23 protein-coding genes are annotated in these 24,309 nt (G+C 74.0%); 12 read left to right on the forward strand and 11 right to left on the reverse strand.

Going from position 1 to position 24,309, the window contains the following annotated elements; all coding sequences use genetic code 11:
* Positions 1 to 158 precede the first annotated feature (158 nt).
* Both IE326_RS22355 and IE326_RS22360 read right to left on the reverse strand, forming a co-directional pair.
* Complete coding sequence (locus IE326_RS22355) at positions 159 to 833, reverse strand: ABC transporter ATP-binding protein (protein ID WP_190042766.1); 675 nt, start codon at positions 831 to 833, stop codon at positions 159 to 161.
* A complete protein-coding gene (locus IE326_RS22360; protein ID WP_190042767.1) occupies positions 830 to 1,957 on the reverse strand; it encodes an ABC transporter permease in 1,128 nt (375 codons plus the stop codon). The genes IE326_RS22355 and IE326_RS22360 overlap by 4 nt, the downstream gene beginning before the upstream one ends.
* A 99-nt stretch (positions 1,958 to 2,056) precedes the next feature.
* On the opposite strand from IE326_RS22360, the gene IE326_RS22365 reads away from it, so the two are divergent.
* Complete coding sequence (locus tag IE326_RS22365; RefSeq protein ID WP_190042768.1) at positions 2,057 to 2,650, forward strand: TetR/AcrR family transcriptional regulator; 594 nt, start codon at positions 2,057 to 2,059, stop codon at positions 2,648 to 2,650.
* Positions 2,651 to 2,678: 28 nt separating this feature from the next.
* On the opposite strand, the gene IE326_RS22370 is transcribed toward IE326_RS22365, so the two are convergent.
* Together IE326_RS22370 and IE326_RS22375 are read right to left on the reverse strand one after the other, a co-directional pair.
* The gene (locus IE326_RS22370) at positions 2,679 to 3,320 is read right to left on the reverse strand and encodes a LuxR C-terminal-related transcriptional regulator (RefSeq protein WP_190042769.1); all 642 of its coding nucleotides are present in this window, start codon (positions 3,318 to 3,320) and stop codon (positions 2,679 to 2,681) included.
* A gap of 25 nt (positions 3,321 to 3,345) precedes the next feature.
* Positions 3,346 to 4,593 (reverse strand): sensor histidine kinase, encoded by a 1,248-nt coding sequence (locus IE326_RS22375; protein ID WP_190042770.1) that lies wholly within the window; start codon positions 4,591 to 4,593, stop codon positions 3,346 to 3,348.
* A 418-nt stretch (positions 4,594 to 5,011) separates the two neighbouring features.
* Here IE326_RS22375 and IE326_RS22380 point away from each other — a divergent pair, with 418 nt between their 5' ends.
* The gene (locus IE326_RS22380; RefSeq protein ID WP_190042771.1) at positions 5,012 to 6,442 is read left to right on the forward strand and encodes a polysaccharide lyase 6 family protein; all 1,431 of its coding nucleotides are present in this window, start codon (positions 5,012 to 5,014) and stop codon (positions 6,440 to 6,442) included.
* A 62-nt stretch (positions 6,443 to 6,504) separates the two neighbouring features.
* On the opposite strand, the gene IE326_RS22385 is transcribed toward IE326_RS22380, so the two are convergent.
* On the reverse strand, positions 6,505 to 7,284 hold the full coding sequence (locus IE326_RS22385; protein ID WP_150226534.1) for an NAD(P)H-dependent oxidoreductase: 780 nt from the start codon (positions 7,282 to 7,284) through the stop codon (positions 6,505 to 6,507).
* Between the two features lie 153 nt (positions 7,285 to 7,437).
* Between IE326_RS22385 and IE326_RS22390 the strand changes: the two genes are divergently transcribed.
* The 3 genes from IE326_RS22390 (at position 7,438) to IE326_RS22400 (ending at position 9,412) form a co-directional block, all read left to right on the forward strand.
* Positions 7,438 to 8,286 (forward strand): helix-turn-helix transcriptional regulator, encoded by an 849-nt coding sequence (locus IE326_RS22390; protein WP_190042772.1) that lies wholly within the window; start codon positions 7,438 to 7,440, stop codon positions 8,284 to 8,286.
* A 195-nt stretch (positions 8,287 to 8,481) separates the two neighbouring features.
* The gene (locus tag IE326_RS22395; RefSeq protein ID WP_150226536.1) at positions 8,482 to 8,856 is read left to right on the forward strand and encodes a hypothetical protein; all 375 of its coding nucleotides are present in this window, start codon (positions 8,482 to 8,484) and stop codon (positions 8,854 to 8,856) included.
* A gap of 190 nt (positions 8,857 to 9,046) precedes the next feature.
* A complete protein-coding gene (locus IE326_RS22400) occupies positions 9,047 to 9,412 on the forward strand; it encodes an ArsR/SmtB family transcription factor (protein WP_190042773.1) in 366 nt (121 codons plus the stop codon).
* Between the two features lie 25 nt (positions 9,413 to 9,437).
* Here IE326_RS22400 and IE326_RS22405 read toward each other — a convergent pair whose 3' ends face one another.
* Entirely contained in the window at positions 9,438 to 10,529 is a 1,092-nt protein-coding gene (locus IE326_RS22405) for a hypothetical protein (protein WP_190042774.1), read from the reverse strand.
* Between the two features lie 143 nt (positions 10,530 to 10,672).
* Here IE326_RS22405 and IE326_RS22410 point away from each other — a divergent pair, with 143 nt between their 5' ends.
* The 5 genes from IE326_RS22410 to IE326_RS22430 all read left to right on the forward strand — a co-directional run bounded on the left by IE326_RS22410 (position 10,673) and on the right by IE326_RS22430 (position 14,933).
* Entirely contained in the window at positions 10,673 to 11,071 is a 399-nt protein-coding gene (locus tag IE326_RS22410) for a PIN domain-containing protein (protein ID WP_150226539.1), read from the forward strand.
* A 222-nt stretch (positions 11,072 to 11,293) separates the two neighbouring features.
* Positions 11,294 to 12,352: a hypothetical protein gene (locus tag IE326_RS22415; RefSeq protein WP_229915680.1), complete on the forward strand. Its 1,059-nt coding sequence runs from the start codon at positions 11,294 to 11,296 to the stop codon at positions 12,350 to 12,352.
* A gap of 439 nt (positions 12,353 to 12,791) precedes the next feature.
* Positions 12,792 to 13,355, forward strand: a complete 564-nt coding sequence (locus IE326_RS22420; protein ID WP_190042775.1) for a DUF998 domain-containing protein — start codon at positions 12,792 to 12,794, stop codon at positions 13,353 to 13,355.
* 96 nt (positions 13,356 to 13,451) lie between these two features.
* On the forward strand, positions 13,452 to 13,673 hold the full coding sequence (locus tag IE326_RS22425; RefSeq protein ID WP_150226541.1) for a DUF4287 domain-containing protein: 222 nt from the start codon (positions 13,452 to 13,454) through the stop codon (positions 13,671 to 13,673).
* Between the two features lie 219 nt (positions 13,674 to 13,892).
* A complete protein-coding gene (locus tag IE326_RS22430) occupies positions 13,893 to 14,933 on the forward strand; it encodes a vWA domain-containing protein (RefSeq protein ID WP_150226542.1) in 1,041 nt (346 codons plus the stop codon).
* A 136-nt stretch (positions 14,934 to 15,069) separates the two neighbouring features.
* Here the strand turns inward: IE326_RS22430 and IE326_RS22435 are convergent, their stop codons facing one another.
* Positions 15,070 to 16,311 carry an FAD-dependent monooxygenase gene (locus tag IE326_RS22435; RefSeq protein ID WP_190042776.1) on the reverse strand — a complete coding sequence of 414 codons (1,242 nt, stop codon included), beginning with the start codon at positions 16,309 to 16,311 and terminating at the stop codon, positions 15,070 to 15,072.
* Between the two features lie 177 nt (positions 16,312 to 16,488).
* Between IE326_RS22435 and IE326_RS22440 the strand changes: the two genes are divergently transcribed.
* On the forward strand, positions 16,489 to 17,577 hold the full coding sequence (locus tag IE326_RS22440) for a TetR/AcrR family transcriptional regulator C-terminal domain-containing protein (RefSeq protein WP_190042777.1): 1,089 nt from the start codon (positions 16,489 to 16,491) through the stop codon (positions 17,575 to 17,577).
* Between the two features lie 52 nt (positions 17,578 to 17,629).
* Here the strand turns inward: IE326_RS22440 and IE326_RS22445 are convergent, their stop codons facing one another.
* Positions 17,630 to 18,049 carry a YunG family protein gene (locus IE326_RS22445; protein WP_190042778.1) on the reverse strand — a complete coding sequence of 140 codons (420 nt, stop codon included), beginning with the start codon at positions 18,047 to 18,049 and terminating at the stop codon, positions 17,630 to 17,632.
* Between the two features lie 336 nt (positions 18,050 to 18,385).
* Positions 18,386 to 18,559: a hypothetical protein gene (locus IE326_RS22450; RefSeq protein ID WP_190042779.1), complete on the reverse strand. Its 174-nt coding sequence runs from the start codon at positions 18,557 to 18,559 to the stop codon at positions 18,386 to 18,388.
* Between the two features lie 280 nt (positions 18,560 to 18,839).
* On the opposite strand from IE326_RS22450, the gene IE326_RS22455 reads away from it, so the two are divergent.
* Positions 18,840 to 19,325, forward strand: a complete 486-nt coding sequence (locus IE326_RS22455) for a hypothetical protein (protein WP_190042780.1) — start codon at positions 18,840 to 18,842, stop codon at positions 19,323 to 19,325.
* Between the two features lie 28 nt (positions 19,326 to 19,353).
* On the opposite strand, the gene IE326_RS22460 is transcribed toward IE326_RS22455, so the two are convergent.
* Both IE326_RS22460 and IE326_RS22465 read right to left on the reverse strand, forming a co-directional pair.
* Positions 19,354 to 22,413 (reverse strand): tetratricopeptide repeat protein, encoded by a 3,060-nt coding sequence (locus tag IE326_RS22460; protein ID WP_190042781.1) that lies wholly within the window; start codon positions 22,411 to 22,413, stop codon positions 19,354 to 19,356.
* Positions 22,414 to 22,415: 2 nt separating this feature from the next.
* Positions 22,416 to 24,287: an HSP90 family protein gene (locus IE326_RS22465; RefSeq protein ID WP_150226547.1), complete on the reverse strand. Its 1,872-nt coding sequence runs from the start codon at positions 24,285 to 24,287 to the stop codon at positions 22,416 to 22,418.
* Positions 24,288 to 24,309 lie beyond the last annotated feature (22 nt).

The following is a 24,309-nucleotide window of genomic DNA, read 5'->3' on the forward strand; positions in this document are numbered from 1 at the left end:
CTTTGTGGTTCTTGCGGAATGGCCGTCCGGGGCCGGCCTGGGCCGGTGCTCACGTCGGACAGCTCGGAGGACATTACGGATCGGACGCGGCCGTGTCAACCCCCGTCCCGCAGGTGGCTCCTGCGGGACTCCGACGTGGGGTGTGCCGGGGGTGGGGGTCAGGCGGGGGTCGGGGTCGGGTGGGTCTGCATGTCGACGGTGGTGTCGGCGGCGGCGGTGACCACGGGGTCGTGGGTGGCGACGACGGTGACGCAGGCGCGGTCGTGGGTGGCGCGGGCGATGAGGGCGGTGAGGTCGTGGGCGCGGGTGCGGTCGACGGCGGCGGTGGGTTCGTCGACGAGGAGGAGCTCCGGTTCGAGGAGGAGGGCCCGGGCCAGGGCGATGCGCTGGCGTTCGCCGCCGGAGAGCTGGTCGGGACGGTGGGCCAGCCGGTGTTCCAGTCCGACCTCGGTGAGCAGCTCCCGGATCCTGGCGCGCAGGGTGCGGGGCCTGCGGCCGGTGAGGGAGGCCGCGGCGAGGAGCTGCTCCTCTGCGGTGAGGCCGGTCAGGAGGTTGCCGCTCTGGAACACGTAGCCGATGCGCTCGCGGCGGGCGCGGGCCCGTTCGCGGTCGGTGAGGGCGGCGAGGTCGGTGCCGTTCAGGAGGACCCGGCCCTCGTCGGGGCGGAGCAGGGCGCCGGCGACGGCGAGCAGGGTGGACTTTCCGGAGCCGGAAGGGCCCACGAGTGCGGTGAGGGCGCCGGGGCTGAAGGTGGCGTCGAGTCCGGACAGGGCGGTGGTGCGGGAGTCGCCCCGGCCCAGCGTGACGGTGACGTCGTGGAGGTGGAGGCTCATCGGGCGGCTCCCAGCATGGTCATCGGGTCGACGGTGGTGACGCGCCGCAGGGTGAGGGCGGAGCCCGCGAGGCCGACCAGGGCCACCGCGGCCATGGTGGTCGCGAGGGTGCTCGCGGGGAGGCTGAAGGGGACCTGTTCGCCGACGAGCAGGCCGACCGCCGAGGCGAGGGCAGCGCCGACGGCGGTGCCGGTGACGACGACCACGGCCGCCTGGGCGAGGGTGTGGCCGAGCAGGCGGCGGCGGGAGGCGCCCATGGCGCGCAGCAGGGCGAGCTCGGGGGTGCGCTGGACGGTCCACACGGCGAAGAAGGCGCCGACGACCAGGGGGGCGATGAGGAAGAGGAAGGTCTGGATGGACGTCATCGTGAGGCGTTCCCCGTCGTAGCCGGGGGCTGCCGCGAATGCCTCCTCCAGGGGGACGGTCGTGGTGCCGTGGCGGTGGTCGGCGGCGGCGAGCTCAACCGTGCCGGTGTCCGCGGGAAGCCTCAGCGCCATGGCGCTGTACTGGGCCGGCAGGTCGGCGGGGAGGTCCTTCGCGCCGGGGACGGTGAAGCGGATGCGGCGCCAGGTGTCGGTGGTGACGTAGGCGACGGGGACGTGGCCGTAGGAGGAGCGGCCGGTGGTGCCGACGACGTCGAGGGTGATCCCGAGGCGGTCGACGGTCAGGGTGTCGCCGACGCGGACGCCTTCGTTCACGAGCTGGCGCGAGACGACGACGCCGTTCGGCGCGGCGCCGTCGAGGGGGGTGCCGGTGTCGGTGGCGGGGGCGGCGAAGGCGCCGGGGTCGACGCCGAAGGCGGCGAGGTCCACCTCGACGCCGCGGCCGGTGGTGCCGCGGGTGAGGGAGACGCCGAGCGGGGTGGCCTCGGTGTGGTCCTCCCCGCTCCAGCCGGAGGCGGTGCGGTCGTCGATCAGGCCGCGGGCGAACTGGTCGGAGTCCGAGCCGGCGGCGAAGGCGATGTGTGTCGCGGGGAGTCTGCGCAGGGCGGAGACGGTGTCGTCCCCGAGTCCGGTCGTGAAGCCGGAGACGATGCCGACGAGGGCGGCGACGAGCACGACGACGCTGCCCATCAGCAGGAAGCGGCCCCGGGCCGCTTTCAACTCCAGCAGGGCGAGGAGCATGGCGTTCTCTCCAAAGATAGGGACAGGGCGTCCCCAAGATAGAAGATGGCGACGCAGCGTCCCCAAGTGGGGTGGTGGGTGGGCGCCTAGACTGGGCCGGTGCCCAAGATCCACGCCGCCACGGTCGCCGATCACCGCTCCCAGCAGCGTGCCGCGCTCCTCGACGCGGCGCGGGAGCTGCTCGCGGAGGGCGACGCGTCACGGGTGACGTTCGCGGAGGTGGCGCGCCGCACCGGTCTCGCCCGCAACAGCGTCTACAAGTACTTCCCCGACCGGCGCCACCTCCTGACCGAGGTGGTCCGCGAGGCGGCTCCGCGCTGGACCGAGCGGATCCGCGCCGCGCTCGCCGCCGCCGGGGACTCCCCCGAGGAGCGGGTGGCCGCCCATGTCACCGCCCAGCTCGAAATGGTCCGCGACGGGGAGCACCGCGTCGCCCGGGCCACCGCCGACGCGCAGGACGCAGCGGCCCTGCGCGAGGGGGCCGACGCGGCCCACCGGGCCCTTCTCGATCCACTCGTCGCCGCCCTCCGCGAGCTCGGCGACGACGCTCCCCTGCTGACCGCCCGGCTGCTCCAGGGCTTCGTCAACGCCGCCACCAGCGCCCTGGAGTCGGGGGGCGACTACGACGCGGTGTCCCGGCGTGCCGTGCGGCTCGCCGTCGCGGCGCTGCGGGGCCTCGACACGGAGGCGTGACCCGCCGCCTGCACGGGAGGGGGTGGTGTCAGTCCGGGGTGTCGGGGGTGAGGGGGCGGCCCGGGGCCACCAGGCCCGACTCGTACGCCAGCACCACGGCCTGGGCCCGGCTGTTCAGGTCCAGTTTCGCCATGGTGCGGTTGAGGTGGGTCTTCACCGTGGCCTCGGAGATGAAGAGGCGTTCCGCGATCTCGGCGTTGGACCTGCCGGTGCCGGTCAGGCGCAGCACCTCCGTCTCGCGGGCCGTGAGCTGGTCGATCTCCGGCCGCCGGGCGGCGGGGCCGTCGGGCGCGGGCGCCCGGGTGAACGCCTCCACCAGCCGCCGCGTCACGCTCGGTGCGAAGAGGGTGTCGCCGCCCGCGACGGCGGTCACCGCGGCGAGCAGGCGCTGCGGTCCGGTGTCCTTGAGGACGAAGCCGCTCGCGCCGGCCCGGAGCGCCCGGTAGACGTATTCGTCGAGGTCGAAGGTGGTCAGCATCAGGATCCTCGGCGGCGGGTCGGCGGTGTCCGCGAGGACCACGTCGGGCCGGGAGCGCGCCGCCTCGGTGACGGCTTCCGTGCCGTCCGCCGCCTCCCCCACGACGGTCATGCCGTCGGCGGCCCTCAGCAGGCCGACGATGCCGGCGCGGATGAGGTACTGGTCGTCGACCACGAGCACCCGGATCGTCATGGCGGACCGCTCCCCTTCCCTCGTCTCAGCCTCCGGCCGCCGTCTCCCCCGCCGGGGTGGAGGGGGCCGGCAGCACCAGCCGTACCTGAAAGCCCCCTTCGGGGCGCGGGCCGGTCGTCACGGCGCCGCCGTAGAGCTTCGCGCGTTCGCGCATGCCGATCAAGCCGTGGCCGCCTCCGGTGGGGATCCGGGCGGGGTCCGGGCCGGGGCCGTCGTCCGTGACGTCCACCAGGAGCCGGTGCGGCCGGTAGCGCACGCGTACCACCGCGGCGGCCGGGCGGGCGTGCTTGAGGACGTTGGTGAGGGCCTCCTGGACCACGCGGTACGCGCACAGCTCCACGCCGGGCGGCAGGGTGCGGGGGCGGCCCTCCACGAGGAGGTCGACGGGCACCCCGCCGGCGCGCATGCGGGCGGCCATCTCCTCCAGGCCGCTCAGGGTGGGCATCGGGGCGTAGGGCTCGGGGTCGTACGGCTCCGGGGCGTGCGTCTCGGGGGTGCGGTCGCCCGTGCGCAGGAGGGTCAGCATGCGGCGCATCTCCTCCAGGGCTTCGCTGGAGGTGTCGGCGATGGTGCCGAGGGACTTGCGCGCGGTGCCGGGGTCGGTGTCGAAGACGTAGTCGGCCAGGCCCGCCTGCACGGAGATCACCGAGATGTGGTGGGCGATCACGTCGTGCAGTTCGCGGGCGATCCGGGCCTGTTCCTCGGCGACCGCCCGGCGCGCCTTGGCGTCGCGTTCCTCCTGGAGCTGGGCGGCGAGTTCGGCCAGTCGCTCGCCGCGGCGTTCGGACTCGCGCGCGGACTGGCCGAATCTCACCAGGACCGCCGGGACGACGAGGGCCAGGGCGGCGGCCGCCGCCACCGAGCCGTCGGGGGCCGCGAACCCCGAGTACAGCCAGATCGCGCCGAGTGCCGCTGCGGTGGCGGCGGCCGTGCGCAGGGGGCGGGTGGACGCGACGGTGTAGAGGGCGAGCTGGGCCGCGAGGCTGTTGACCACCGGCCAGTGGCCGAGCGCGATGTAGGGCGTCCAGACGGCGAAGACGGCTCCGGCCACCGCGACGGGGTGCCGGCGCCGCAGGCACAGGGGCAGGTGGGCGGCGAGCGTCAGCAGGCCGCCCGTGACGCCCAGGGGCGGGTATCCCTCGCCGGTGTCCTGGCGGCCCAGGAGCAGCGCGCAGGCCAGGACGGCGGCGGCGATGCCGGTGTCCGCGACCAGGGGGGATCTGGGGATCGGGGTCCTGGCCGGTCTTCGGGGCCGTGGGCGCTGACGCTGCATCGGCGCAGCCTAGCGGCGGGGTGCCGGGCGGGCGTCAACCGTGCGCGGTACGCGGGGAGGTGGGGGCGGCGGAGAGGAACCGGGCCTGTTCCGGGGCCGGTTGCGCGGAGTGTTTCCGGCCATGTCGGGGGTGGCGTGTACCGCCAGGGTTTACCCCGGCTCCACCGGCGGGTTGACGTCGGGAGGCGCGGCTTCCGCGTAGCTTCGGAGGCATCTCTCCGGTGGTCCGCCGCCGGGGAACGGGGGGTGCTGGGCCGTTCCGCACCGCTGGATCCGGGTCGCCGGAGCCTGCGGCCGGGGCGGCCCAGCGCGCGTGTCCGGGGGCGCGTTCCGGACAGGGTGCTCCGCCGTTAGCCGGACGTCAGCGAGACGTCAGGGGTGCGGGTCAGGGTAGGGGGGACCACACCAGGAGGCATCCATGCGACGACGCATCTTTCTCAAGGGGACCCTGATGGGGGCGGCCACGGCCGCCGTCCCGCTGTCGGTCCTGTCCGCGGGGGCGGCCTCCGCGGCCGGGACCGTGACCGTGAGCAGCATCTCCGCGCTCCAGAGCGCGATCGACGCCGCCGTGCCGGGCGACCGGATCGTCCTCGCCGACGGCACCTACGCCGTCCCGTCGGCCGGCATCCGCGTGTCCGGCAAGAACGGGACGAGCAGCGCCCCGATCACGATCGTCTCCGCCAGCCGCGGCGGGGCCGTGCTCACCGGGTCGGTGAGCTTCCTCCTCTCGGCCTCCAGCAACATCACGATCAGCGGTTTCGCCTTCCGGCAGAGCAGCACGCTCGCCGTCCCCGCGGACTGCGCCCGCATCCGGCTGACCCGCAACGACTTCAAGCTCGCCGACACCACCGGGCTCGACTGGGTGACGGTGCGGGGCGACGACGCCAAGATCGACCGGAACTACTTCCACCACCGGACCTCGCAGGGCATCTTCCTCGTGGTCGACGGTCCGGGGGCCACGGCCATGGCGCAGCGGACCCACATCTTCCGCAACTACTTCGCCGACCACTCCTACAGCGGCGACAACGGCGGCGAGGCGATCCGGCTCGGCGTCAGCCAGCGGGCCCTGTCCACCGCCGACGCCCTCGTGGAGTACAACCTCTTCGAGCGCTGCGACGGGGACCCCGAGGCGATCTCGGTGAAGTCGTCCGGCAACACCGTGCGCTACAACACGCTCCGCGACGGCAGGGGCGGCATCGTGCTGCGGCACGGCAACGGCACCACCGTCGCGGGCAACCACGTACTCGGCGGCGAGAACGGCGTGCGGCTGTACGGCAACGACCACCTCGTGGTGAACAACCACATCTCCGGGACGACCTCCCGGGGCATCGTCATCGGCAGCGGCACGACCCGCGACCACGACGCGGGCGAGACGACGGAGGAGCGGCGCGGGAACGACGCCTGCGACCGGGCCGTCATCGTCCACAACACCCTGGTCGGCAACTCCGCCACGATCTCGGGCGAGAGCCGGACCTACGAGCCGCGCGACGTGACCGTCGCCGACAACATCCTCGTCGGGTCCAGCGGCAGCCTGGTGAACCTGGGCACCACCAGCGGTTTCGTCTGGCAGGGCAACATCCTCTGGGGTTCGGCCGCCAACGGCACCATCCCGGCGGGCGGTTTCCGGCGCGTCGACCCGCTGCTCCGCAAGGACGCCGACGGGGTGTACCGCCTGACCGCCGGCAGCCCGGCGATCGACTCGGCCGTCTCCACGGCGGCCGTGGTGACCGAGGACGCGGACGGACACGCCCGCGGCTCCGCCCGGGACGTCGGTGCCGACGAGTACTCCGCCCTGGCGCCGGTCCGCGCCCCGCTGACGACGGCGGACGTGGGTCCGAACGCGGCCTGAGGCGGGGTACGGCCTCCGGTGCGGGCGGCCCCGGTGCGGGGCGGGCGCGTCCCGCACCGGGGTCAGCCGCGTACGTGCAGGCCGAAGCCCGTGCGGCCCGCGGGCTCCAGGCCCTCCTTCAGGTGGAGCGACGGGATCTCGTAGTCGCCGGCGTTCTGGCGGCGGAACGGGATCGGTTCGGTGGTCTCCAGGGTGAGCAGGCGCCGCCGCCACGCCTCGGCGACGTCCGCGTACCCGTCCTCGTCCATCCGGTCGGCGCCGTACACGACGAACGGCGGCAGCGGCTCGATGCCCGGGTGGTAGAGGATGCCGTGGTGGATGGGGAACAGCAGGTCCTCGATGGGGCCGTTGATCCCGCGGGCGGCGTAGTGCGACTCCGGGCCGCCGGCGGTCACCGACAGGAGGGCCCGCCGGCCCGCGAGGGTGCCCTCGCCGAAGCGGTCGCCGTACCGGGTGGCGCTGTGCTCGCCGACGCCGTACGCGAAGTGGTGGGTGAAGACCCGGTCCACCCAGCCCTTGAGGATCGCGGGCATCGTGTACCACCACAGGGGGAACTGGAGGACGATCGTGTCGGCCCACAGCAGCTTCTCCTGCTCGGCGCGGACGTCCGGGGTGAGCGTCCCGGCGTCGAAGGCGCGGCCGGAGTCCCGGGCGACCTTCAGCGGGGAGGACGCCTCGGGGCCGTAGTCCCCGGCGTCGACGACGGCCTTCCAGCCCATCGCGTACAGGTCGCTCACCCGCACCTCGTGCCCCGCCCCCTCCAGGGTGGACACCGCGAGGTCCTTCAGGGCGCCGTTGAGCGAGTTCGGTTCCGGGTGGGCGTGGACGATCAGCGTCTTCATGGGGTGTTCCTCGGGGCAGGGGTCTCGGATCGGACGCGGTCGATCCTGCGCCGTTCGGCGGCCGTCGTTCAGGGGCGCCGTTTCCGTCGGACGGCGGTTCCTGGTACCGGCAGGGCCACCCTCGGACGCGCCCCCGGAGCGATACTGGGAGGCATGGACGATCTCGCGGGCTTCCTGCGGACCCGGCGCGCCCGGGTCGATCCGGCGGCCGTCGGCATCCCGGCCGACAGCCGCCGCCGGGTCGAGGGGCTGCGCCGCGAGGAGGTCGCGCACCTGTCGGGGGTCAGCGTCGACTACTACGTGCGGCTGGAGCAGGGGCGCGCGACCCAGCCCTCCGAGCAGGTGCTCGACGCGCTCGCCCGGGTCCTCGGGCTCGACGGGACCGAACAGGGGCACCTGCGCCGGCTCGCCCGGCAGCGCCGCCGTCCGGCGAAGGCGCCGGGCGGGCGGGTCCGGCCGGAGCTGCTGCGCGTCCTCGGCCTGGTCTCCGGCGCGCCCGCGCTGATCATGGACCACCGGCTGGACGTGCTAGCCGGGAACCGGCTCGCGGAGCTCCTCCTCGGCCGGTCGCTGCCGGGGCTGAACACGGCCCGGCACATCTTCCTGGAGGAGGCCGAGCGGGGGCTCTACGCGGACTGGGAGCAGTGCACCCTCGACGTGGTCGGGCACCTGCGGCTGGCCGCGGGCAAGTATCCCGACGACCCCCGGCTGGCCTCGCTCATCGGCGAACTGGCGATGGGCAGCGAGCGCTTCCGCCGTCTGTGGGCCCGCGCGGACGTGCGCGCCCGCACCCACGGGCGCAAGGCGTACCGGCATCCGCTGGTCGGGCTGCTGGAACTGCACCAGGAGAACTTCGCGCTGCCCGACGCGCCGGGCAGGGAGCTGCTGGTGCTGTCCGCCGCGCCGGGCAGTCCCGCCGAGGACGGGCTGCGGCTGCTCGCGGACCTGGGCGCGGAGAACGGCGGGGCGCGGGCCCCGGTGCGGGACCGGGTCGTCGAGTAGCGGCGGCGGGCAGGGGCGTCGAGCGGTGCGGCCGTCGCGCCGTCACGCCTTTCGGCCTATGCCCGGGGCATCGCTTTCCGGCAAAACCCCTTCACTCCCTTCGCTGTTGGTGTCTAGTGGGAGGCGTCAGATCAACCCCCCGCCGTGGACGCGAAGTCCGGCCGGGGCAGTCGGGAAACAAGGGAGCACGTACAGATGATGAGTGTGGAGACGTCGCTGAAAGAGGCGATGACCTCGATCGAGGGCAGCGTCGGGGTCGCGCTGGTCGACTACACGAGCGGGATGGCGCTCGGCACGCTCGGCGGGGGCAAGGATCTCGACCTGACCGTCGCGGCGGCCGGCAACACCGACGTGATCCGGGCGAAGATACGCGCCATGGAGATGCTGGGCCTCAACGACGGCATCGAGGACGTCCTGATCACCCTGGACACCCAGTACCACCTCATCCGGCTGCTCAAGGGGCGCGGCGGGAACGGCCTGTTCCTCTACGTGGTCCTGGACAAGGAGAGGTCCAACCTGGCCATGGCCCGGCACCAGCTCAAGCGCATCGAAGCGGAGCTGGAGCTGTAGTCGTCCTCCTTCGTCCCGGCTCCGCACGCCCTCGACTTGAAGAAGTCTTCAACTCGTCACATCCGAAAGTGATCACTTGAGGGTGTGCGGGGGCCGGGAGACGGGAGAATGACCGCGGCCGTGGAACGAGGAACCGGCAGGTCCGGCCGGCGGCGTCCAGGCGGATCGATCCGGGTGGGAGTGTTGTCGTATGCAGGTGCCGCTTTACCAGGCCAAGGCGGAGTTCTTCCGCATGCTCGGGCACCCCGTCCGGATCCGCGTCCTGGAACTGCTCCAGGGCGGCCCCCGTCCCGTGCGCGAACTGCTCAAGGACATCGAGATCGAGCCGTCCAGCCTGTCCCAGCAGCTCGCGGTGCTGCGCCGGTCCGGCATCGTGATCTCGATCCGCGACGGCTCCACGGTCAGCTACGCCCTCGCGGGCGGTGACGTGGCGGACCTCCTGAAGGCGGCCCGCCGCATCCTCACCGAACTGCTGGCGGGGCAGAGCGAACTCCTCGCGGAACTGCGGCACGCGGAGGCGTCGCAGGACGTCCGGGCCGTGTCCTCGGACGCCTAGGGCCTGTCCGGCGACCGGCGCCGGATCAGACCGGGTCGTTCGGCGCGTGCGGTCCGCGTGCGGCCGGGGCCCTGAAGGTGACGCCGTAGTGGGTCCGGAGGCGTTTGAGCTCCCAGTGGGCCACGGCCGTGACCGAGGCGGGGCCGCCCAGGACGGCGCAGAGCTGGACGGGGAGGGGGCCCGGCGGCAGGCCGGAGGCCGCCAGGTTGACGGCGGCCAGCTCCCAGACCAGGACGCCGGTGATCAGGGCGGGGAGGCCGGAGTGGACCCGGGAGATCCCGAAGACGGACGGGACCAGGGTCAGGGAGGCGAAGACCACGAAGAACAGCGCCCAGACCACCGGCGCCAGCATGGCGAGCATGAGCAGCGGTCCGAGCGTCACGGACGAGGTGTACTCCGCGTTCACGAACACCACGCCCACGAAGAGCAGCGGCACGGCGGTGAAGGCGCCGAAGTAGCGGAGCGCCGCGCGGCCCGAGAAGGCGAGGCCGGACCGCATGCCGGGGCGCGCGGCCGGAGGCGCCAGGCGGAAGACCACCAGCACGACCAGCGGCGCCGTGAGGAGCAGCAGCCACGGGGTCGTCGTGACCCGGAGGAAGTACTGCTCCTGGAGGTCCGAGAAGGTCTGCTCCGCCCCGTAGGCGACGAGGATCAGGCCGCTCGCCACGAGCGCGGCCCAGGCCCTGGCGTCCTGCACGCGCTTCATGAACGGGTCCACCACGCGGGGATAGGCGTGGCCCGGGAACACCTGGTGGGCCTTCCGGCACGCCGTGCGGGCCAGCGGATAGACGGTGAGCAGCAGGAGCAGGGGCCAGAGGCAGAACAGCAGCAGCGCCCAGACGCACCCGCCGAGGCGCACCCGTCCCAGCAGCTCCCGGGAGGTGGGCCAGTCGCCCTCGCGGAAGCGTTCCCAGCGCGGGCGGGGCGGGGTGTGGGGGGAGTACGGCGAGCGGGGCGCGTACGGGGGGCGGGAAGGTTGCGGCGGGACGCCCGGTCCCCAGGTCGGTGCGGCGTACGGGTTGTTCGGGCTCCCGTCGCGCCGTCGGTTCCGGTGAGAGCCGTGGCCGTTTCCGTAACCCTGCCCGGAGGCATACGGGTTCCGTCCCCCATCGGTCACGCTTGAGCCCCTTTTCGTCCGCGCCGTTCCGTCGGTGGGTGTCGTTCCTCCGGAAGGTCCGGGAGGGGTGACCGGACGGTTCTACCATCCCGTCCGGATCGCCGGCCGGGGCGGCGGCGGGGTGCGGCTGCCATGCTGGGGCCATGAGTGCTGAGCAGCCGGCCGTCCTTCCCCTGCTGGTGGTGGACGGCGCCAATGTCGTGGGGTCGGTGCCGGACGGGTGGTGGCGTGACCGGCGCGGGGCGGCGGAGCGGTTGCGGGACCGGCTCGCGGCGGTCGGCGGGCCGGTGGACGGGCCGTTCCCGGGGCCGTACGAGATCGTCCTGGTCGTGGAGGGGCGGGCCCGGGGCGTCGCGTCGGTGCCCGGCGTGCGGGTCGAGGAGGCGCCGGGCAGCGGCGACGACCTGATCGCCGAGCTGGCCCGGGCCGCGCGGGGGCGGCCGTGTCTGGTGGTGACCGCCGACCGCGAGCTGCGGCGGCGGGTGGAGGAGACGGGGGCCCTGTGCGTGGGGCCGCGCGGGCTTCCGCCGGCGCCCGCCTGAGATCCGGGAGAGGGGGGATTCAGCCAAGGAAGAAAGAAACCGGACAGGAAAAATAAAAAAGCGATCGTCGTACAACCCTGTGCGGACGCTGTGAGTCACCTTGGGCGATCACCGTCTCGTGATCGGACTTTCGAGGAGACCATCATCACCGCCATCCGCAAGACCCTCACCGCCACCGCAGTCGTCGGCGCCGTCCTGGTGGGTTCGGCCGCCTGTGGCACGGTGGAGCAGCTGTCCGCAGGAAAGAAGCTGGACCAGGCCTTCGAGAAGCTGAGCAAGGAGAAGTCGGTCTCCTTCGAACTGGCCCTCGACGCCGACGCCGAGACGCTCAAGCAGCTGGACTCCGGCACGGACCCGGAGCCCGGCGAGGAGATCCCGGACGAGGCCGCCGACCTGATCGCCGGCGCGAAGATCAACGTCACGATGACCTCGAAGAAGCCGATCTCCGAGTCCGGGGAGAAGGACTTCGTCGGCATCGCCATGAAGGTCGACACGCCGAAGGGCGACCTCGTCGAGTACCGGGTCATCGGCGACTACGCCTACCTCCGCTCCGACGCCAAGGCGATCGGCGAGGCCATGGGCTCCCCCATGCCGCCCGCCGACGAGCTGCCGGCCGAGGCCGGGGCCCTGAAGAACCTCCTCAAGGGCGAGTGGGTCAAGTTCGACATCAAGGCGATGCAGAAGGCCGGCGAGGAGATGGCCGCGGACGCCGAGGCGTCGCCCGAGCCGTCGCTGGACCCCAAGACGCAGAAGAAGCTCCTGGAGTCGCTGCGGAAGGTCATCGCCCGGGACGTCGAGTTCGCGACGGCCGGCGGGAAGGACGGCACCGAGCACATCACCGCCACGGCGCCGTTCCGCACCCTGATCACGGACCTCTTCGACGAGATCCGCCCGCTCGCCAAGGACCTGCCGCCCGGCATGGACCTGCCGTCGAACAGCGACCTGAAGGACGCCCCGGCCACCAAGGTCACGGCCGACTTCACGCTCAAGAACGGCGATCTGGCCGAGGTGTACATCGACCTCGCCAAGCTGACCGAGAACGCGAAGATCAAGAAGTTCGGCCTCTCCCTGAAGATGAGCGAGGGCGTCGAGCCCGTCGCCCCGGCCGGCGCCGCCGAGCTGGACATGGAGGAGCTCATGAGCGGCTTCGGCTCCGCCATGGGCGAGGACGAGGGCTTCGGGGACGAGGGCTTCGAGGAGGGCGCCGGCTTCGAGGAGGACGGCTTCACCGAGTCCACCGGTGACGGCGACGGCAGCTTCTCCGCCGAGGCCATCGGCTAGGCCGGGCACGGCAGGACGAGGGGGGCTCCGGTCGGAGCCCGCCGGAAAAGCGGATGCGGGCGTCTCCTCCCGCTGTCGGCTCTCCCGGCATGAAGCGCGCCCCTTTCGCCGTCGCGACGACGACGCCGGAGAGTGTCCCGGCGCGCTGGCCCATGTCTCAGTCCGAAGCCCCGGGGCGAGTGCCCCGGGGCTTCGTGCTGCCGGCGGTCGCTCCCCCGGCCGTGGGACGAGGAGGCCGCCACGTGACCGGATCGCCGGACGGGCGATGAGTTTCCGGGGCGGGGACGGTCATACCGGTGTCGAGAACGAAGCAAGAGGAACAGCGGCCCCACCAGAGCCGCGAGGAAGGCCCGTCATGACCGACACGCTCGCCACTCCCCTTCAGACCACCGCCACCACCGCCACCGCCCCGTGCGTGTCGTGAGCCGCCCTCGGCGGGGTGGTGGCGGGGCCGCTGTTCCTGGCGGTGGGCGTCGCCCAGGGCCTCGCGCGGGACGGGTTCTCCTCCACCCGGAACGCGATCAGCCGGCTCGCCCTCGGCGAGGCGGGCTGGATCCGGACGGTCGACTTCCTGCTCGCCGGAGTGCTGTTGACGGGTGCGGCGGTGGGGCTGCGGAAGGTGCTGCGGGGCGGGCCCGGCGGGACCTGGGGGCCGGTGCTGGTCGGGGTGTTCGGCGTGTCGTTCTGGGTGGCGGCGGGCTTCCCCGCCGACGCCGGGGCGGGGTTCCCGGCCGGTGCCGCCGAGGAGACGGTGATGAGCGGGCACGGGACGGTCGGCCACCTGGCGCTGTGCGCGGCGTTCGTCGTCCTGGCGCGGGCGTTCGCCGCGCGGGGACTGCGGGGCTGGGCCGTCGCCTGCCGGATCGTTCCGGCGTTCGTCCTCGCCGGGTTCATGGCGTCGGCCGCCTCCGCCCTGGCGTTCACCCCCGCCGCGGGGCTCGGGCTGCTGTGGCCGGCCCTGGTGACGGCCCGGCCGGCCGGCGGCACGACGGCGAACCGGTAGCGGTCCCCCGGCCCTCGGGGCACCATGGACCCCATCAAGATCATTTCGATGGTCGTGCGGCCGCCCGGCCGCACCCCTGCACAACGGAGACACCTCATGACCGACGCCGTGAAGGGCCCCGCCAGCTACTTCCCCTCCATCGAGAAGAAGTACGGCCGGCCGATCGCCGAATGGCAGGAGGCCATCCGCTCCTCGCCGCTCACCAAGCACATGGAGCTCGTCGGCTGGCTCAAGTCCGAGCACGGCCTCGGACACGGCCACGCCAACGCCCTCGTCGCCCACACCCTCGCCGAGGACAAGGCCGCGGGCGGCGTGTGACGGGGCGGGGGCGGGGACCGGACGCGGGGGCGGGGGACGCGGGACGGGGTGCCGACGGGGGCGCGGTCCCGGTCGGCGCGGGGTCTCGGCGGGGTGGCCCGTGTCGTGCGCGGTGCGGGCGCACGGGGGCTTCGGGCGGCTCGATTGTCAGTGGTGGGTGAGACGGTTTTCCCATCGAGCCGGCCGGGACACCGCGCCGGCGGAGACGGGGAGTTGACTGTGTCCGGAAACCAGAACTACATCAATCACGTCGCGCTCGTCCTGGACGCGAGCTCGTCCATGTCGCACCTGAGGGGCAAGGTCGTCGAGGTCGCCGACCAGCAGATCGCGTACCTCGCGCGCCGGTCGCGGGAGCTGGACCAGGAGACGCGGGTCACGGTGTACGTGTTCGCGGACAAGGTGGAGTGCGTCATCTACGACAAGGACGTGCTGCGGATGCCGTCCCTGAAGGAGCTGTACCGGGTCGGGGGGATGACCTCGCTGCTGGCGGCGGCGCTGAAGTCGCAGCGGGAGCTCGCGCAGACCGCCCAGCTGTACGGCGACCACAGCTTCCTCACCTTCGTGCTGACCGACGGGCAGGAGAACGCCAGCCACCGCTGCCCGGACGCCCCCTCGAAGAAGCCGGCCGCACTGGTGGAGGCGGTGTCCCGGATGATCGAGACGCAGGACGACAACTGGACGCTGGCCGTCCTGGTGCCGGACCAGATGGGCCGGCGCGAGGCGATGAACTGCGGCTTCCCCAAGGACAACGTGGCCATCTGGGACGCCACGAGCACCCGGGGCCTCGAAGAGGCCGCGCAGGTCATCCAGCAGGCCACCGAGAAGTTCATGGTGGGCCGCACCAAGGGCATCCGGGGTTCCCGGGCGGTGTTCTCCACGGGGGCCGACGCGGTCAACAAGGAGACCATCGAGGCGGCCGGCCTCACCCCGGTGGACCCGGCCGGCTACCACCTGATCCCCGTGTCCCGGGACGTGGCGATCCGCGAGTGGGTCACCGAGTCCGGGCACACGTACCGCACCGGCGGCGCGTTCTACCAGCTGAGCAAGTCGGAGAAGATCCAGGCGCGGAAGCGGATCGCGGTGCTGGAGAAGAAGACGGACCGGGTGTACGCGGGGCCCGAGGCCCGGGCCCTGCTCGGCCTGCCCGACGAGGAGGTCCGCGTCAAGCCCGACCAGAACGCCGACTTCACCATCTTCGTGCAGAGCACCAGCGTCAACCGCAAGCTCGTGTCGAACACCCGCCTGCTGCTGATGAACTGACCTTCCGAGGGGTCTGCCCCGGGCCGTCGCCCGGTCCGTCGCCCGGGCCGCCGTCCTGTCCGTTCCCCGGGCCGCCGTGCCTTCCGTTCCCCGGGCCTCCGTGCCTTCCGTTCCCCGGTCCGCTTCCCGGCGGCCGTCACCGCTCGGCGGTGGCGCCCGTCGGGCGGGCCGGGGCCGGGTCGTACTCCGGCAGGGCGATGTCGCCGGCCTTGGCGAACTGGGCGGCCATCAGGTTCCGCATCGGCCAGCGGGTCATGGAACGCATGGAGAAGTCCCGCAGGCGGATGCCGAGGCGGCCGGACGGGGCGTAGCCCGCGGCGCCGCCGGGCGGCAGTTCCTGGGCCTGGGTCACGTAGGGGCGCATCACCGTGTCGTAGCGGCGGAAGGCGGGCGCGTGGGCGCCGCCGGCGGCGGCGAGCTCACCGGCGAGGACGTAGGCGCCGACCAGGGCGAGGCTGGTGCCGAGGCCGGTCAGCGGGGTCGCGCAGTAGCCGGCGTCGCCGAGCAGCGCCACGCGGCCGCGCGACCAGCTGTCGAGCCGCACCTGCGCCATGGAGTCGAGGAAGAAGTCCGGGGCGGTGCGCATCGCCCGCAGCAGGCGCGGGGTCTCCCAGCCCGCGGCGGCGAAGCGGCGGGCGACGATCTCCTTCTGGGCGGCGGCGTCCCGGCGGTCGTAGGAGAGCGGCTCCGAGCGGAAGCTGAAGCCTGCCTTGATCTCGCCGGGGAGGCGGCCGGGACGGGCGGAGGCGACGAGCCCGCCGGGGGCGTTGTGCATCAGGTACCAGCCGTCGAGGTCCAGATCCTCCTCGAAGGCCGTGAACCAGGCCGTGTAGAGGCCGAGGGGGTGGGTGTGGTCCCGCTCCGGTCCGAAGGCCAGGGCGCGCACGACGGAGTGCGTCCCGTCCGCTCCGACGACCAGCGCGAACCTGCGCGGCGCGGCCTTCTCGAAGGTGACGAGGACCGCGTCCGGGTCCGTCTCCTGGTCGATGCCGGTGACGGTGTCGTCGAAGAGGTACTCCGTGTCGGGCAGCGTCGCCTCGTACAGGAGGTGGGCGAGGTCGCCGCGGAGGATCTCGATCTCGGAGACGATGCCCTCGCCGCCGAAACTGTCGGCGGGGACGCGGGCGGTGACCCGGCCCGCCCTGTCGACGAGGGCGAGGCCCCGCTGGTCGACGGTGAGGGCCTTGGCCCGGTTCATCAGGCCCATGCGCTCGATCACGGTGCGGCCGGCGCCGCGGAGGTCGACGGTCTGCCCGCCCGGGCGGGGCTCGGGGGCGCGCTCCACGATCGTGACCGCGAAGCCCCGCTTGCGTAGCCAGTACGCCAGCGCGGTCCCTGCGATGCCTGCGCCGCTGATGAGGATCTCGTTGTTCGTCATGCACTGAACGTACGCCGTACGCAGGGTAGTGCGCAAGCACTAAATACAGCGTTCTGCTGTACTGTTGGCAGTTCGCGCACTAGTGCAATGCGGTGTTGGCGCACTGGCGCGCGGGGATTCCCGCCCGTCAGGGCTAGGATGACGGGCATCCAGGTGCACTAGTGCGGAGGAGTGTCGGTGGGCGAGAAATCAGTGCCTCGGTACAGCCGGATCGTCGCCGAGCTGCGAGGGCGGATCGAGACGGGGGAGCTGGCGCCGGGCGACCGCGTGCCGTCGACCCGGGAGATCACCCGGCAGTGGGGCGTCGCCATGGCGACCGCGACCAAGGTGCTGACCGAGCTGCGCCACGAGGGCCTGGTCCGCGCCGTCCCCGGCGTCGGCACGGTCGTGGCGACCACGGCGTCCCGCCCGGCGCGGACGGCCCGCCCGGCCGTGGCACAGGGGCGGGAGCCGGGGGCGGCGGGGGCGGATTCACGGGCCGGGTCGGGACCGGAGTCGGGGTCGCGGTCAGGACCGGGGTCGCGGTCAGGGCCGGAGTCGGGACCGGTGATGCGGTCGGCCCCGAGGACGGGGGCCGGGCAGGGGGACGGGGCGGAACCGGGGGCGCTGACGCTCGGGCGGATCGTGGAGGCGGCCGTCGCGGTCGCCGACGGGGAGGGGCTGGCGGCCCTGTCGATGCGGCGGGTCGCGGCCGAGCTGGGGGTGGCGACGATGTCGCTCTACCGGCACGTCGCCGACAAGGACGACCTGCTGGTGCGGATGATGGACACGGTCATCGCCGGGCATCCGCTGCCCGCGGCACCGCCCCCGGGCTGGCGCGAACCGCTCGAACTGGCGGCCCGGCAGCTCTGGGGCGTGTTCCGGGCCCACCCCTGGCTGGCGCCGGCCCTGTCGATGACCCGGCCGCAGCTGATCACCTCCGCCCTCTCGTACAGCGAGTGGGGACTGTCCGCCCTGCACCGGAACGGGCTCGACCTCCAGACGGCCTTCACCGCGCACCTCATGCTGCTCAACTACATCCGCGGCCTCGCCGTCAACCTGGAGGCGGAGCGGGAGGCGGAGGCCCAGAGCGGGCTCGACAGCGAGGAGTGGATGGACACCCAGGAGCCCGAGGTCGTGGCGTCCTTCGGCGAGGGGCCCTACCCCATGCTCGCCCTCCTCGCGGAGCGCGGGTACGACTTCGGCCTCGACGACCTCTTCGAGTTCGGGCTCCAGAGGCTCCTCGACGGCCTCGCGCCGCTCCTCGGCGGGGCCTCCCCGTCCTGACCACCGTCCTCCGGACCGGACCTCGGCCCGGTCCGGTCCGGCCCGGACGCGGTCAGGCGGACGGGGCCTCGGGGGCGGCGGTCCGCTCCCGGCCGAGCTCCCGCAGGACCCGGTCGCGCAGCAGCTCGTACTCCGCCTGGAGCCTGGACCACTGGGTCACGGGCGGGCGGGGCACGACGACGCCCTCGGTGACGGTCTCCTCCGGGCCGAACTGCTCGCGGGTGAGGTCGACCTCGACACCCGCGCCCAGACGGTTCCACCAGTGGTAGTCGACGCGCCGCCCGCCGACGTGCACCTCGCCCCGGAGCAGCTCGCCGCCCAGGAGGTCGTTGAGCACCATGGCGGTGACCCCGCACTGGTCCCGGGCCGGATTGTCCTCGGTCCAGTGCGCGCGGAACTCGGGGGTGCAGGTCTCGGCGCTCCAGCTGCCGCGCACGGCCCGTTCGATGTCGGAGAGAAGGAAGGGCGTCATGGACGCGATCCTGCCGGACGCCACTGACAACGGAGGGCGGCCGGCCACCGTACGACGGCGGGGGCGGGGCAGGGCGGGAGAAGGTGGTGGGGTGGGCGCGGGAAGGCAGGGGGTGGCGCGGGAAGACGGTGGGGCGGGCACGGAAGAGGGCGGCCCGGGGCCCCTTCCGCCCCGGACCGCCCGGTCCCGTTTCACCTTCGACGGGCCGCCCGCCGAGCTCCCCCGCCCGCGCGGGGACGGCCCGTCGTGATCCGCCGCCGGTACGGTGGCCGGTGGCGGAGCTGTGGTTCGCCCCCGGCCGGGGAGGATCACCGGCCGTGCGGGGCGTTCGGTCCGTCAGAGGCGGGCGTGGGTCCCGCCGCCGGACGGATGGTGGATCCGGCGCCACGAGACGGCGTCGCGGGTGTTCGGGCCGTACGCCCCGCCGGCCGCCGAGGCCGTGGGGGCCGTGACGACCAGGCCCGCGGGGACGGCCGCGGCCGCTCCCGTGGCGGCGATCGTGCGCTTCATGCCCGGTGTTCTCCGTTTCCTGTGCACGGGTGACACGTGCGGGCCGGGCCCGCGGTCCGCACCGCGTGCGGCGGGCCCCGCTCGCTTGATCACCATCCTGCCGAGCGGTGAGAACAAGCCACTAACATCCCCATAACAAGGTGCGTCGTCCCCCGGAAGGGAAGAAGGAGGGGGCGACGGAAAGACCCTGGCCTGCCATGGGGCGGGCCGGGGGCGGGCCTTGGGGCGAGGTGGTCGGGGCGGTCCCGGCCGGGGCCTCTTCGCGGGAGGGCGGAGCCGGGTGGACGACGACGAGGTGCGTGCGCGTTTCGACGGCGGCGGACGGGTCGAACTGCGGCCGGGCAACCGGCTCACGACGGCCGGCAGAGAGCGGATCGAAGCCATCGCCCATGCGCTCGGCTACCGGCCGGCCGGCGTCGAGAACCTCGGTTTCCTCTACGGCGTCAAGCTCGTCTACGAGCGCGACGACGGTCCCCCGGCCCGCCGCCGCAACGAACTCGCCGTCGCCCGGCTCCGCGCCGGCGGCCCCCTCCTCCTGGGCGTGGAACCGCCCGTCCCGCCGCCCCCGCTCCCGCCTCCGCCGGCGGTTCCGCCCCCGGGGCGTCCGCCTCGGCGGGGCGGGGGCGGGCTCCCGTCGGAGCCTCCGCCGCCGCCTCCGCCGCCGCCTCCGGCGGCGCGGCCGCCCGGGCCCCGCGTCCCGCCCCCGCCGGCCTTCCCGCCTCCTCCGCCGCCCCCGCCGGCCGTCCTCCGGACGCGCGGGGACTGAGCGAGGACCGGGCGGCGGTGTTCCGCGTCTACCGGGAGAGGAGTTCCTGGCGGAGGGCGTCCAGGACCTGGGCCGCTTCCGGGAGTTCGGCCTTGCGGCAGCGGGCCGCCGCGGTGGTGAGGCGGGCGATGGCCTCGTTCGTCCGGTCCAGGCCGTTGCCCTCGATCAGGGCCGCGACGCGGACGGCCTCGGCGCGGGCCAACTCGCCCTGCGGGCCGCCCTCCTCGTGGGCGGCGACGGCCGCCTCGGCCTGGGGCAGGGCCTCTTCGTAGCGATCGGCCTCCGCGAGGACCCTGGCCCGGCGGTAGTGGATCTCGCCGCGCTCGTACCAGACGGCGAAGCCGTCCTCGTCGGCCGGCAGGGCGGCGAGGACCGCGTCGGCGCGGTCCAGGTGCGCGAGGGCCGCGTCCGTCCCCTCGGCGCCCCGGGCCCGCATGGTGAGGCGGGCGAACTCCCGCATCATCAGGGCGATCATGGGCGGGTTCGGGGCCTCGGCGTGGGCGGCGACGGCGCGTTCGTACGCCGTGTCCGCGGCCTCCCAGTGGTCGGCGGTGGCCAGGGCGGTCGCCGCCTCCGACGCCACGAGGGTGAGGACGGCCCGGTCCTCCTGCGGCCAGCCGGCGACGGTGTCCGCGAGGGCCAGGAACTCCCGGGCGGCGGGCAGGTGTTCCTCCAGGTCGCGCAGGCCCCGGGCGAAGGTGAGACGGGCCTGGGCGAGCATCCGTTCGTCGACGCCGGCCGTGGCGTCGTCGGCGAGGACGGACTCCAGGACGGCGACGGCGTCGGCGGGCTGACCGGAGCGGGACAGCACGTCGGCGAGCCGGAGCCGGGCCTGCGTGGCCTCGCCGGGGTCCCCCGCCTGGTCGAACCGCGCGGCGGCCTCGGACAGGTGGCGGACCGCGCCGGAGAAGTCCCCGAGGTGCGCGGATGCCTGGCCGAGCAGCAGGTACGTCGGGGCGAGCGCGAAGGAGGCGTCGTCGTGCGCGACGGCGTCGGCGATCGCGCCGTGGAGGAGGTCGACCGCCTCCTGCGGCTCGTCCCGGGCGAGGAGGACCTGCGCGAGGAGGGCGCGCGGGCGCGGACGGCGCCAGGGCCGCCCGGCGGTCTCCAGGTCCTGGAGGGCCGCGCGGAGCTCCCGCTCGGCTCCGGTCAGGTCGCCGCCGCGCCCCATGACGTCCGCGCGGAACTGGCGGGCGTTGGCGCTCTGGTGCGGGAAGCCGAGGCGCTCGGCCTCCGTCAGGAGGGTCCCGGCACGCTCCTCGAACCGGCCCGCGAGGTCGAGGCCGGCGTCTGCGTCTGGATCGGCATCGGCATCGGATTCCGCGGCCTCGACCAGCTCCTGGTAGGCGGCGAAGGTGTCGGCGTAGCGGACGGAGAGGTACGCCAGGGTCCGCTCGGTCCTCAGGTCGGCGCCGAACACCGCCTCCGCGTCACCCAGCGACGCGCCGTCGAAGGGCACCTCGGCGAGCAGCTTCTCCGTCTCCCCCATCACGGCGTCGAGCGCGGCGCGGACCTCGGCGCGGTCCAGGCCGCCGGTGCCCGACCCCGCTCCACCGCTCTCCTCGTCCTCCCCGTCCCGAGCTCCCGGGCGGGTCGTCCAGGCGAGGGCGCGGGCGCGGGCGGAAAGGGCGTGCCAGGGCATGCGGAGCCGTTCGTACCCCTCGACGGCGGCGGCGAGTTCGGCGGCGGACGCCTTGTGGCGGTCGTCCAGCCAGAGCTCCTGGGCCCGGTGCTCGGCGAGTTCGGCCCGGAGGAGCTCCTCGGGGCCGAGCTCGTCCGCGTACGCCTCGAAGTCCGGGGCCGTGGTCTCCGCGAGCCGTTCGCCGATCCGGTCCCAGAGCCGGGAGTCGCCGGGGTGGCCGTCGCGGCCCATGCGGCGGGCCTCCCGCACGAGGGCGGTGAAGTCGTCGGGGACCTCCGTGCGGGCGGTGGCCGGGGCGGCGGACGCGGGGGCCGGGGTCGCGGGGCGGGCGACGGCGGCGGCGGCGGTGCGCAGGCCGAGCGGCAGCGGCTCGTCGAGCAGGGGGCGGCGGGCGAGCCGGGCACGGCGGCGGTCGCCGACGGCACTCGTGCCGTTGCGGGCGTCGAAGGCGGCGGCGAGCGGCCCGGCCTCGGCGCGGACGTGGGCGAGGAGTTCCGCCGCCGTCCAGGAGCGGCCGGGCGGACCGGCCACGGCGGTGTCCTCGTGGCCGGTCCCGGCGAGCCGGGCGAGGAGCACCTCGACGCCGGTGAGGAAGCCGAGGCGGTCGAGCGGGGCGCCCGTCGCCTCGAAGAGGGACCGGTTCTCCGCGAGGATCTCCAAGCCGCGGCCCTCGTTGCGGGAGAGGGCGCAGAACTCCAGGTGGAGGCCGACCTCGTCCTGCATGCCGGTGTTGCCGCGCACCTTGCGGTAGCCGGTGAGGTGGTGGGAGCGGGCCTCGTCGGTGCGGCCGGTGCGCAGCAGCGGGAGCAGGGCGCGCGCCTGGCTCATCTGCGGTTCCTCGCTGCACCCCTGCTCGCCGGTGAGGACGGGCCGCCAGGCGTCGAGCGCGGCGGCGTCGTCGCCCTCGGCGACCCGGTGCCAGGCGAGGTGCCGGGTCTCGCACGCCTCGCAGTCGCTGAGGTCGGTGCGGGGGCGGGTGGCCCAGAGGTCGTACGCGTCGGCGACGCCGGTGCCGGTGTGGTGCGCGAGGTGGTAGCGCATGGCGGCGACGGGCTGGACGCCGTGGCCCGCGGCCTCGTACCGGGCGCGCATCTGGTCGATCCAGCCGCCGATCGCGGTCAGCGGGATGTCGGGCACCTGGAGGAGGGAGGTCGTCACCCACTTGAAGCGCCAGAAGACCTGGTGGGCCTCGTAGGGGCTGAAGGAGTCGGGGGCGGTGTCCCACAGCTTCAGGATGCGGGCGAAGGCGACCGGTGACTTGCGCTGCTCGCCGGTGAACTCGTACGCCGTCATCAGTTCGAGGAGCGCGGTGACGAGGACGTCGGGCTGCTCGAAGGCCTCGGCGGCCTCGACGAGTTCCTCGGCGATGACGGTGCGGGGCAGGCCGTGGGGGCGCTCGTGGTTCTCGCGGAGCGCCTCGACGACGGCCTCGGGGGTGTCCAGCATCTCTACAGTTCCTTCCGGGGCGCGGAGTCGTCGGTGCCGGGGCCCGCCGTGGCGGGGTGGTGCATGGCGTGGGTGAGGAGGCCGATGAAGGCCCGGTTGAGCAGGGCGCTCTCGCTCGCGCGCAGCGGGCGGCGGCTGAGCAGCAGCGCCTGGCCGTAGAGGGCTTCGGCGGTGGTGACGGCGAGGCCGCGCTCGCCGATCGTGAGGGCCTGGCGGACCAGCGGGTTGAGGTGGTTGAGGACGAGCTGGGCGCGCGGGGTGTCGTTCCGGAGGGAGCCGAGGATGTCGGCCCACAGGCCGTCGCTCTCGGCGGCGAGGCTCGACCGGGTGCGCTCGTGCCGGGCGTCGCGGTTGTCGAGGAGCAGCGCGGGCGCGGTGACGGGCTGGAAGTCGCGCAGGACGACGTCGCAGTCGTGGACGCCGATCGTCTCGCGGGCGACGGCGAGGAAGGCGGCGGCGCGGAGTTCGGCGCTCGGGTCGACGGCGTCGAGGTGGGCGGTGACGGTGGCCGGGTCGAGGTCGGTGACGGACGTGCCGGGGCGGATCTCGGGGAGCCGGTGGACGAGGTCGCGGTCGTAGGTGTAGCCGCCGTTGACGACGCCGAGTCCGGCGGCCGCGGCGATGGGCGCGACCTGGCGGAACTCCTCGACGCTGCGGGTCACGAGGAGGGTCGGGTGGGTCCGCGCGAACTCCTCCAGGGTGACGTTGCCGTCGGTGGTCTCGAACGGCAGCCAGGGCAGCACGATCCGCAGCAGCTCGTCGTCGTGGCGGGCGAGCGCCTTGACCGCGAGGTGGTGGATGTCGATGAAGCGGTGCAGGAGGGCGGGGTCGCTGGCGGCGAGCCCGGTGAGCCAGTCGCGGATCCGGTCGCCGAGGGCGTCCCGTACGGCGGACAGGGCGCCGTCCTCGTAGAGCGACTCGCGGGAGGCGGTCGGCCGGAGGCTGGTGGTGTCGACGACGCAGCGCACGAAGAACGCCCACTCGGGGAGCAGTTCGGGTGCCTGGTCGGTGAGCAGCATGCCCTTGAGGTGGACGCGGTGTCCGGCGCGCCGGCCGGGGCTGACGGCGGTCGGCAGGACGTAGGCGACGCCGCGCAGTCCGGCGGCCGGCAGGTCCAGTTCGATCGTGTCGAGCGGGGTGAAGTCGAAGAGTTCCCGGCAGTACGCGGTGTACGCCTCGCGCTTGGCCAGCGGGGAGCGGTGCGTCCTCGCCCACGGCGGCGCCTCGTCGACGCGGTGGGTCTCGCCGCGCGGGCCGACGACGGTGACCTCGTGGCGCAGCAGCCCGCCGTAGTGCCGGGCGAGGGAGACGACCCGCTCGGGGGTCGTCCACTCGGCGGTGTCGGCGCGCGGGACGAGCCGCACGGTGGTGCCGGGTTCGGGGAGGGTCCCGGAGGGCAGGGTGCGGATGGTGTAGCGGCCGTCGGAGTGGCCGCGCCATTCGACGGTGGGCGCGGCCGGGTCGGCGGCGGACCGGCTCAGGACGGTGATCTCGTCGGCGACGACGAAGCAGGCGAGCAGGCCGATGCCGAACTGGCCGATGAACTCGCCGCGGGCCGCGTCGAGGCCGGCCCCGTCCAGCGCCCCGTCGGCGGTCCGCTTGGAACTGCGGCCGATGGTGGCGAGGAAGCGGTGCACGTCGGCCTCGGACAGGCCGATGCCGGTGTCCGTGACGGTCAGGGTCTCCCCGGCCCGCACGGTGATGGTCCCGGGCGCGCCGGGTTCGAGGGCCTGTCGGGCGGTGAGGGCGTCGACGGCGTTCTGGAGCAGTTCGCGCAGGTAGACGCGGGGGCTGGAGTAGAGGTGGTGGGAGAGCAGGTCGACCAGGCCGCGCAGGTCGACCTGGAAGGTGTGGGAGGTCTCTGAGTGGGACACCTGGGGCAGTCCTTCGATGAGG

This window comes from Streptomyces filamentosus (assembly GCF_014654895.1).
Classification (GTDB): Bacteria; Actinomycetota; Actinomycetes; order Streptomycetales; family Streptomycetaceae; genus Streptomyces; species Streptomyces filamentosus.